The organism is uncultured Phascolarctobacterium sp., from assembly GCF_934190775.1.
Lineage (GTDB): Bacteria > Bacillota > Negativicutes > Acidaminococcales > Acidaminococcaceae > Phascolarctobacterium_A.
This window is the reverse complement of record NZ_CAKPTG010000018.1, coordinates 47219-56781: the sequence shown is the minus strand read 5'-3', so window position 1 is coordinate 56781 and position 9563 is coordinate 47219. Positions and strand designations below refer to the sequence as shown.

Here is a 9563-nt window from a genome sequence, read left to right as displayed (position 1 = left end):
CCTTTGATGCAAATGCAGGCTTAGTCAATGGTGATAACGGTCTGGTAATCAATGCTAACAAAGATGGCGCAATTACTAGTGGCACTCTTACCAACGTTAAGAAGACCAACAACGTAGGCAGCTACGAGTGGAATGGTACTGCCAGCGGCGTAGAGAACCTGAACACTAACTACGATGTAACAGTTAAGGCAGGTAAGTCTGACGTAACAAAAGCTAACCTCGTAGTAAATCTGAATGACATCACCCGCGTATACGGCAACCTTGATGCGAAGGACTACAGCAACGCATATACCTTTGATGCAAATGCAGGCTTAGTCAATGGTGATAACGGTCTGGTAATCAATGCTAACAAAGATGGCGCAATTACTAGTGGCACTCTTACCAACGTTAAGAAGACCAACAACGTAGGCAGCTACGAGTGGAATGGTACTGCCAGCGGCGTAGAGAACCTGAACACTAACTACGATGTAACAGTTAAGGCAGGTAAGTCTGACGTAACAAAAGCTAACCTCGTAGTAAATCTGAATGACATCACCCGCGTATACGGCAACCTTGATGCGAAGGACTACAGCAACGCATTCACCTTTGGTAACAATGCAGGCTTAGTCAATGGTGATAACGGTCTGGTAATCAACGCTAACACTGATGGCGCAATTGTTGGCGGTACTCTCACCAACGTAGAGAAGACCAATAACGTAGGCAGCTACGAATGGAATGGTACTGCCAGCGGCGTAGAGAACCTGAACAATAACTACGATTTAACAGTGAACGCAGGTAAGTCTGACGTAACACCTGCTAAGCTGACCTTTGTGGTAGATGACAAAACCATTACCCAGGGCGTACCGACAGAATACACCGGCAAAGCCAACGGCCTAACCAATGGCGACACCTTGGCTGGCATCGGCGTAGGCGGTTATGAGCTGGACAGCTCGGTAAATCCGTTAATTGTTGGCGTTTACGAAGACAAAATCGGCGTCCTGATTAATGGCAGCGTACATCTGACAGGTGGCGACGACCTGCTCAAAAACTACAAGGTGGAAATTGACCCCGGCACCCTGACAGTTTTGGCAAGCTTTAACCCGGCTGACGATTACTGGTTCGGCACTGCACCCTGGGATAAGGAACGCAACCTGCGTGAGCGCAAGGCTGAATTCCATTATGTAGCTGGCGGCATGAGCCTCTAAGCAAAATTGAATATTGACGGTTGAAGCACTTCAGGCAATCATAGTCGAAGCGCAGCTAAAGCAAAACCCCGGCATTTGCCGCATCGTCAACGATGCGCCTGTGCCGGGGCTTTTGTCAGGATGCAGCATTACCCGAAGTAAAGCAAAGCTTAATATAAGCACTCTTTTTTTGCAAGTTAACTAGAAAAACACAGCTTTTTTCAAAAAAATGTGCTACAATATATTTACGAAAAACGAAAGGAGTGTTTCGTATGTCTGAAGTATCCCAAGAAACTATGATGTTCAAACGTGAGCCGGAAAAGCTGAACGTTGCTGAAACTATAAAAGAAGTATATGCTGCCCTGGAAAAGAAGGGCTATAACCCTGTGGACCAATTGGCAGGCTACCTGCTGAGCGGTGACCCCACTTATATCACCAGCTTTGAGGATGCGCGCACCAAGCTGCGCCGCCACGAGCGTTATGAGCTGATTGAAGAGCTGGTAAAGAATTATCTGCAGCAGATTAACAAGTAAAAGGAGAATTTGACTTAATGCGAAAAATGTCCCTAGATGTAGGAACAAGAACTATCGGTATCGCCGTGAGCGATTTGCTGGGCATGATTGCCAACGGCGTGGAAACCATCCACCGTACTACGGAAGAACGCGACTATGCCCGCATTGCCGAGCTGATCGCTGAGCATGAGGTAGACACGCTGGTTGTAGGCTATCCCAAAAACATGAACGGTACTATCGGCGAACGCGCGCAGGCCTGTGAAGCAATGGCCGAAAAGCTCCGCACCATGTTCCCGAAGGTGCAGGTTGTGCTGTGGGATGAACGCCTGAGCACAGTGGCTGCCGAAAAGGTGCTGGTTGATGCGGACTTGCGCCGCAAAAAGCGTAAAAAGGTTATTGATATGATGGCGGCAGTAGTTATTCTGCAAAATTATCTGGACAGCAAGAGCTTTAAAATTTGACAGATAGCGTTACCTATTATACAATATGGTTAGATTAAAATTGGGCTTTTTATTTATTGAGCTATAACGAAAGAGGTGCCTTTATGGAAAAAGACATTAGAGATGAAGAATTAGCAGCTATGCAAGCTGAAGGTGAAGAAGAAGTTATCTGCGTTATTCTGACTGACGAGCAAGGCAACGAGCACGAGTTCTATCAGGATATGGTTATCACTGTTGATGACAAGCAATTTGCAGTACTCGTTCCGATGGAAGACTGCTGCTGCGAGGATGACGACTGCGATTGCCATGACGAAGATGAAGATACCTGCGTTATCGCACGCATTGACTTTGACGAAAACGGCGAAGCTGTTTACACCGCTCCGACTGATGAAGAATACGAAGCAGTTGCTGCTAAGTATGACGAAATGTTTGAGGACGAGGAGTAATTCACAGTCAATAATTTTACCGGACTTCGGTCCGGTATTTTTATGCGATGTGACGATGTTTTCTGATGGATATAGAAAAGCTGAAAAAACTGGTGCGCGACAATCCGGTGCAGGCTGCAGCAGGCGCTTTGGCGGTGCTGTTGGTGGCCGGAGTGGTAGCGTTTACAATTTATCTTAATGGACAGGGCAATAATAAGGGCTTTGCTGTAGAAGGCTCACGCCTGATAGTTGTCAAGGACGGCATGACTACGGCGGATATTGCCGAGCTGCTGCATGAAAAAAAGCTGGTAAAAAATCCCGCTGCCTTTAAAATGGAAGCACGCTGGAAGGGACTGGCGACTAAGCTGCAGGCAGGTGCCTACCAGATTGACGGCGGCATGAGCAACCAGCAGATTGTTGATGTTATGGTCAAGGGACGCATCAAACAGGTGCGCTTTACCGTACCGGAAGGCTACAGCGTGGTGAAAACTGCGAAAAAGCTGGAGGCGGAAGGCCTTGGCAGTGCTGACAAGTTCATCGCAGCGGCGAAGGATTATGCGCCCTATTCCTATATGCAGACCGATGACAGCAATGTGCTGTTTAAGGCCGAGGGCTTTATCTATCCGGCAACCTATGATTTCCCAGTGGGAATCAGCGAGCAGGAGATGCTCAAAATGATGGTTGCACAGTTTGATAAGGAAATGCAGAGCAGTGGTATTGCCAAAACTGTGGCAGAACGTAATCTATCCTTGCGTGATGTAGTCAACATGGCTGCAATGGTAGAGCTGGAGGCCGTTTTTGCCGAGGAGCAGCCGAAAATCGCCGGTGTTTTCCTCAAGCGCGTGGCCATCGGCATGCCGATTCAGTCTGATACGACGATCCAGTATCTTTTGGGAACGCAGAAGGAAGTAGTTACCTTTGCGGATACCAAAATCCAAAGTCCGTACAACACTTATCAAAATCCCGGCTTGCCTCCGGGACCGATTGGCAGTCCTGGACTGACCGCGATTAAGGCGGTGTTGCAGCCGGAACAGACAGAATATCTGTACTTTGTTGCGGAAAAGGACGGACACCATCGTTTTACCAAAACCTACGCCGAGCATCTGAAGGCGATTGAGGAAATAGGTTAACAACAGTTTATTACATATTTCTGCGCTGTCAGTGTGGCAGAGCAGAGAAGTGTTTTAAGGAGAATTAATGAGCAGAAACTTAGTTAAACCCGAATTACTGGCACCTGCCGGTAATATGGAAAAAGGAAAAATGGCACTGCTGTATGGTGCTGATGCTATTTATCTGGGCGGCAAGCTGTTCGGCCTGCGTGCCTTTGCCAACAATTTCTCTTTAGAGGAAATTGCGGAGATGGCAGAGTATGCGCACAGCCTCGGCAAAAAGGTTTATGTAACGGTAAATATTTTTGCGCATAACGAGGATATCGACAGATTGCCGGATTATCTGCGCGGTCTGCAACAGGCCAAGGTTGACGCTTTGCTGATTAGCGATTTGGGCGTATGGAGCACTGCCCGTCAGGTTGTGCCTGATATGCCGCTGCACGTGAGCACACAGGCTAATACCACCAACTACGCCGCTGTACAGGCGTGGGAGCAGCTGGGCGCTGAACGCGTGGTGCTGGCGCGTGAGCTGTCCTTGGCAGAAATCAGCGAAATCAGCGAAAAAACGTCGGTAGAGCTGGAAACCTTCGTGCATGGCGCGATGTGCATTTCCTACAGCGGACGTTGCCTTTTGAGCGCCTATCTGACAGGGCGCGACGGCAACCGCGGTGCCTGCACTCAGGCCTGCCGTTGGGAATATAATATGTATAAGCTGGGCGAGCAAAAGCGCCCGGGCGAATACTTCGACCTCGAGGAGGACGAACGCGGTACCTATGTGATGAACTCCAAGGACCTGTGCCTGATTGAGTATCTGCCGGAGCTGATGCGTGCCGGTGTGTGCAGCCTGAAGATTGAAGGCCGCATGAAGAGCGTGCATTATGTAGCAACGGTAGTCAGCGTTTACCGCAAGGCTATCGACCAATGCTGGGCAGATATGGAGCATTACAGTGTGCCGGAGGCGTGGATTACCGAGCTGAACAAGGTTTCCCACCGCCAGTACACCACAGGCTTTGCTGTGGCTAAGCCTGACAGAGATGCGCAGGTTTATACCAGCTCGAAGTACGAGCAGACACATGATTTTGTCGGTATCGTTACAGGCTACGATGTTGAGAAAAAGCGCGCTTATTTTGAGCAGCGCAATAATGTAAAGGCAGGCGAGCCGCTGGAGCTTTTGATGCCCGATGGCAGCACAATGCCCTTTGTTTTGACAGAAATGCTGGATGAAGCAGGTACGCCGATTGACTGCGCACCGCATGCCCAGCAGAAATTTTCCGCAGCCAGCGACAAGCCGCTGCTGCAATTCAGCTTATTACGCAGAAAGGTTGTAAAAGAATGAGTGACAATGACCCCGGACCCCACAGTATGATCTACGCGCAGGTTGAGCCTGAGCGTATTGCAGATGTTAACTGGATTATGGAAGGCTATGAGCATCTGGCCATGGTGAGCACCGTAGACGGCACCAGCGGACTGATTAAGTTTTATGCTACGCCGGATACGTATTTTGATACACTGGATATTATTGAAAATATGCCGTTTAAGGTAGATGTAATCGATAATATGGAAAACGGAGTGTACCACAGACTTTGGCAGATTTAAACTGCAGGGAAAGGATTGCTGTAAGCAGCTTTCGTTTTTTCTACAATCGCATATCGTACAAGGCTGAGAGCTTTGCTCTCAGCCTTTTTATATGTTTACGGCTCCTTGCTTTTCTGATATAATGGTAACAAAAAGGCAGAACAATACTGCCATGTTGTGAAAGGAGGGAGAAAAATGGAAGCTTTATATGATTACTTGTTGAAAAACTTTGAGCCCAATAAGCCTATCTTCTTAAGTGATGTTAAGACTAGCGGTATCAATTATGCTAATATCAGAAAACAGATGAAGAAGCTGGTTGATTCCGGGAAAATCAAACGGTTTGATAGTGGCATTTATTTTCTTACGACTAAGACTGTTTTTAAGTCAGGTTCTGAGCTTTCTCCTGATGATGTTCTTGAATATAAATATCTTTTGAGTGACAATAAGCGCTGCGGTTATATTAGCGGCCTTATGTTTTTTAATCAGCTAGGCCTGTCGACGCAACTGCCGATGGTTTATGAGGTAGTTTCCAACAAGGCTACAAAAGACCGCCGCGAGACTACTCTCGGAGGCTCAAAGGTTGTTGTTCGTCGCCCTAAGGTGACTGTAACTGAGGGGAACTATAAGATCCTGCAGTTTTTGGATCTTCTCAGAGACATTGATATGTATTCTGAGGTTACTGGCGATTCTTTAAAGGAAAAGCTTTACCGGTACATGGATAAGTCTGGGCTGACTGTCAACGAAATGAAACCTTATTTTTCTTATTATCCCGATAAGCTGTATAAGAATCTTGTGGAAACGGGGGTTATCTTTAATGGTATATTTGCATGAGGATCGTGAACAATTTCTTCAGGCGCTCAGATTAACATATAAACAGACCAGGCAGATGATGCAGATTATAGAAAAGGATTATTATGTAACTGTATTGCTTAAACTGCTAGCCGAAAAAATTCCTTTTATTGTTTTTAAAGGCGGGACTTCACTCAGTAAATGTCATAAGGTAATTCGTAGATTTTCCGAGGATATAGATCTTACAATTGATGTTTCTTTATCCCAAGGACAGAAAAAGAAAGTCAAAAAAGCAATACTTGATTCCGCTGAAGAACTGGGAATGGTAATTGAAAATGTCGATGAAACCAGAAGCCGTCGTGATTATAATCGTTATGTTGTTGCGTATGATTCGGTTTTGGCTTCTTCTAGTTCCATTGTGAAATCTGCGGTTTTATTGGAAACATCTTATACGGCAGTATCTTTCCCGACTGTTTTACTGCCTGTATATAGTTATGTTGGTAATATGATGCAGCATGAGGCTCCTGAATTTATTGATACTTTTGGCTTAGCTCCTTTTATGATGAAAGTCCAGGGAATAGACCGTACTTTAGTTGACAAAGTTTTTGCTGTTTGTGATTATTATTTATCTGGAAAGGTTGCTAAGCATTCTCGTCATCTTTATGACATTTATAAATTATTACCATTGGTATCGCAAGATGATACGTTCAAAGATTTGATTAAGGAAGTGCGCGAAGTTCGAGCACAATCCGCTATTTGTTTTTCTGCTTTGCCAGATGTTGATGTGAGTGGATTGCTTAAAGAAATAATTAAGGAAAATGTTTACAGGAAGGATTATGAAAATCTGACAATACAGTTATTAGAAGAAAATATTTCGTATGATACGGCTATAGAATCATTAAAAAAATTGGCTGAAAGCAAGTTTTTTGATTCTTAGCTTACACAAAAAAACTCAACACCGCCCGACAGTATTACCAAGTGATGCTGCCGGGCTCTTTTACTCCTGTTAATTTTTTTACCTAAATTTAACAGGAAAAAATTCCGCTTTGCGTATATAATAATGCATAAGAGTATAGATTGGTGGTGTTTTTCATGATTTTCTGCGTGGAAGATGAACAAAATATTTGCGAGCTGGAGGTTTACACCCTGCAGTCCGTTGGCATGGAGGCACAGGGCTGCGGCAGTGGCCGCGAGCTTTTCGCTTTGTTGGAAAAGCAGGTTCCTGAGCTGATTGTTTTAGATATTATGCTGCCGGATGAGGATGGTGTAAGCATTCTCAGACGTTTGCGTGCCGATAAACGTTATGCTAATATCCCTGTGATTATGGCTACAGCCAAGGGCTCGGAGTTTGATAAGGTCAAGGGCCTGGACAGCGGTGCCGACGATTATATTGCCAAGCCCTTCGGAATGCTGGAGATGGTGGCGCGCATCAAGGCAGTACTGCGCCGTTGCGCAGCACCACGCCCCAGTGAGAATGAAGAGGAAACTATCCGCATCGGCTGCCTGGAGGTCAACCAGCTGGAGCATAAGGTGAGCGTAGGCGGCAGTGAGGTTGTGCTGACGCTGAAGGAATACGAGCTGTTGCGCAAGTTTTTGCAGCATCCGGGCATTGTCTTTTCGCGTGACAAGCTGCTCAACGATATCTGGGGCTATGAATTCAGCGGTGAAACCCGCACCGTTGATGTGCATATCCGTACCCTGCGCCAGAAGCTGGGCGATGCAGGTGAGCTGATTGAAACTATCCGTGGCGTTGGCTACAGAATGGCGGGCGTAAAATGAAGCAGAGGCTTTTCCGCAGCATACTGCTGCTGACAGGGGCAGCGGTAGGCCTTGTTTTGCTGCTCTTCTTCTGGGTTTCCTGCCAATATATTACGCAGGACAGCTTCGCCAGCCTTAAGCGTGAGGCGAATCTGCTGATTGTGGCTGACGGCGAGGGCAATGTGCCGGTGAGCGAGCTGCAGCGTCTGCAGCTTGCCGACCGCGTAACGCTGATTGCACCTGACGGTCACGCTTTGTACGACAATTATGCTGATGCTGTATCAATGGAAAACCATTTGGAGCGCGAGGAGGTGCAGGAGGCGCTGACAAGCGGCGAAGGCCGCAGCCAGCGTGCATCCGAAACCATCGGCAAGAATATTTTGTACTATGCTGTGCGCCTGCCGGACGGTAATGTACTGCGCCTGTCACGCACGAATGACGCTGTTTTTCAACAGTATAAGATAATTCTTGGTTACTTTGTGCTGTTGGCACTGGTAGTTTTGTGCGGTGCGTTTTGGGCAGCCAAAACAATTACCGCCAGAGTACTGCGGCCGTTGGAAAATCTTAATCTGGAGCAGCCTGATTCTGAGGCGGCAGTATATCCTGAGCTGAAGCCGATTGTGGAATATTTTGAGCTGCAGCAGGAAAAGCTGCAGAAGGAAATGCGCCGCTATAAAAATAAAAAGCAGGAGCTGAAGGCCGTAACCAATAATATGGATGAAGGCATGATGTTCCTTAATCCCGTGTGGGAAATCGAATCGGTCAATAAAAGCGTTACGAAATTCTTCGGCAAGGAAAAGCAGGAGCTTTTGGGCAAGAGCTTTTACATGATTGATGACAGCGACGAAATTCGGGAGTTTTTTGCCAAGATTGAGCAGGAGGGCAAGGGACGCATTGTAATCGACCGCGGCAGCAGCTATTACCAGCTCAACGGCAGCAGAATTACCGATAAGGGCTTTGTACTATTGATTATGGATGTAACGGAACGCACGGCCTCGGAGAAAATCCGCCGTGAGTTTTCGGCTAATGTTTCGCATGAGCTGAAGACGCCGCTGCAATCGGTATTGGGCTATTCGGAAATTATGCTCAGCGGCCTGGTGAAGCCGGAGGATACCAAGCGCTTTCTGCAGAAAATCAATGACGAGGCACACAATCTGCTGCGTCTGATTGATGATATCATGCAGCTGTCGAAGCTTGATGAGCTGACGCATGATATGATGGAGGAATTTACCCTGCAGGATGTGGCACAGAGTGCGTTGGCACGCCTGAAGGATAAGGCAGGCAGATTGCAGGTCAATCTGCAGCTTATCGATAACACTAGTGGCAGCTGTAAGCTACTGGGTATTTCTTCGCTGATGGAGGAGATTTTCTTCAATCTGCTTGATAACGGCCTGAAGTACAATCATCCCGGCGGTGAGGTGACGCTGCGCCTGAGCGAAGGTGAAAATAAATATACTGTCAGCGTGGCAGATACCGGCATTGGTATTGCCGGTGACGAGCTGCCGCATATCTTTGAACGCTTTTACCGCGTCGACCGCAGCCGTCATAAGGCGATTGAGGGCACGGGCTTAGGCCTTTCCATCGTCAAGCATGGCGTCAGCTTCCATGGCGGCAGTATCCGTGTGTTGAGCACAGTGGGACAGGGGACGGAGTTCATTATGAAGTTCCCTAAGCCGAAGTATGAGGCTGAAAAATAAGCGCCTTCTTCATGTATACAACACAGAACTTCAAAGATGTGATACAATAAGAGCAGTACTATGAGTGCTGCTCTTAATTTATTTTGAAGGAGGAC

General features: G+C 47.1%; 10 protein-coding genes and 1 pseudogene. All 11 read left to right on the top strand.

The window, feature by feature from the left end; translation table 11 throughout:
* Positions 1-1184: pseudogene (locus Q0G26_RS09585) on the top strand (hypothetical protein); the annotation flags it as partial.
* Between the two features lie 251 nt (positions 1185-1435).
* Positions 1436-1696: an IreB family regulatory phosphoprotein gene (locus tag Q0G26_RS09580; RefSeq protein ID WP_009146301.1), complete on the top strand. Its 261-nt coding sequence runs from the start codon at positions 1436-1438 to the stop codon at positions 1694-1696.
* A gap of 17 nt (positions 1697-1713) precedes the next feature.
* A complete protein-coding gene (gene ruvX / locus Q0G26_RS09575; protein WP_009146302.1) occupies positions 1714-2136 on the top strand; it encodes a Holliday junction resolvase RuvX in 423 nt (140 codons plus the stop codon).
* Positions 2137-2219: 83 nt separating this feature from the next.
* Positions 2220-2561, top strand: a complete 342-nt coding sequence (locus Q0G26_RS09570) for a DUF1292 domain-containing protein (protein WP_293830156.1) — start codon at positions 2220-2222, stop codon at positions 2559-2561.
* A gap of 65 nt (positions 2562-2626) precedes the next feature.
* Entirely contained in the window at positions 2627-3670 is a 1044-nt protein-coding gene (mltG, locus tag Q0G26_RS09565) for an endolytic transglycosylase MltG (protein ID WP_293830154.1), read from the top strand.
* A gap of 67 nt (positions 3671-3737) precedes the next feature.
* Positions 3738-4985 (top strand): U32 family peptidase, encoded by a 1248-nt coding sequence (locus Q0G26_RS09560; protein WP_293830152.1) that lies wholly within the window; start codon positions 3738-3740, stop codon positions 4983-4985.
* The gene (locus Q0G26_RS09555; RefSeq protein WP_009146306.1) at positions 4982-5245 is read left to right on the top strand and encodes a DUF4911 domain-containing protein; all 264 of its coding nucleotides are present in this window, start codon (positions 4982-4984) and stop codon (positions 5243-5245) included. The genes Q0G26_RS09560 and Q0G26_RS09555 overlap by 4 nt, the downstream gene beginning before the upstream one ends.
* A gap of 174 nt (positions 5246-5419) precedes the next feature.
* A complete protein-coding gene (locus tag Q0G26_RS09550) occupies positions 5420-6055 on the top strand; it encodes a hypothetical protein (protein WP_293830151.1) in 636 nt (211 codons plus the stop codon).
* A 55-nt stretch (positions 6056-6110) separates the two neighbouring features.
* Entirely contained in the window at positions 6111-6950 is an 840-nt protein-coding gene (locus Q0G26_RS09545) for a nucleotidyl transferase AbiEii/AbiGii toxin family protein (protein ID WP_293830149.1), read from the top strand.
* 155 nt (positions 6951-7105) lie between these two features.
* Complete coding sequence (locus tag Q0G26_RS09540; RefSeq protein ID WP_293830147.1) at positions 7106-7792, top strand: response regulator transcription factor; 687 nt, start codon at positions 7106-7108, stop codon at positions 7790-7792.
* Positions 7789-9468 (top strand): ATP-binding protein, encoded by a 1680-nt coding sequence (locus tag Q0G26_RS09535; RefSeq protein WP_293830145.1) that lies wholly within the window; start codon positions 7789-7791, stop codon positions 9466-9468. Before Q0G26_RS09540 ends, Q0G26_RS09535 begins: the two co-directional genes overlap by 4 nt.
* Positions 9469-9563: the final 95 nt, after the last annotated feature.

Bases quoted from the DNA above. Each gene is read 5' to 3' on its own strand.
- Q0G26_RS09580 (WP_009146301.1), top strand. From the start codon at position 1,436: ATGTCTGAAGTATCCCAAGAAACTATGATGTTCAAACGTGAGCCGGAA.
- ruvX (WP_009146302.1), top strand. From the start codon at position 1,714: ATGCGAAAAATGTCCCTAGATGTAGGAACAAGAACTATCGGTATCGCC.
- Q0G26_RS09570 (WP_293830156.1), top strand. From the start codon at position 2,220: ATGGAAAAAGACATTAGAGATGAAGAATTAGCAGCTATGCAAGCTGAA.
- mltG (WP_293830154.1), top strand. From the start codon at position 2,627: ATGGATATAGAAAAGCTGAAAAAACTGGTGCGCGACAATCCGGTGCAG.
- Q0G26_RS09560 (WP_293830152.1), top strand. From the start codon at position 3,738: ATGAGCAGAAACTTAGTTAAACCCGAATTACTGGCACCTGCCGGTAAT.
- Q0G26_RS09555 (WP_009146306.1), top strand. From the start codon at position 4,982: ATGAGTGACAATGACCCCGGACCCCACAGTATGATCTACGCGCAGGTT.
- Q0G26_RS09550 (WP_293830151.1), top strand. From the start codon at position 5,420: ATGGAAGCTTTATATGATTACTTGTTGAAAAACTTTGAGCCCAATAAG.
- Q0G26_RS09545 (WP_293830149.1), top strand. From the start codon at position 6,111: ATGATGCAGATTATAGAAAAGGATTATTATGTAACTGTATTGCTTAAA.
- Q0G26_RS09540 (WP_293830147.1), top strand. From the start codon at position 7,106: ATGATTTTCTGCGTGGAAGATGAACAAAATATTTGCGAGCTGGAGGTT.
- Q0G26_RS09535 (WP_293830145.1), top strand. From the start codon at position 7,789: ATGAAGCAGAGGCTTTTCCGCAGCATACTGCTGCTGACAGGGGCAGCG.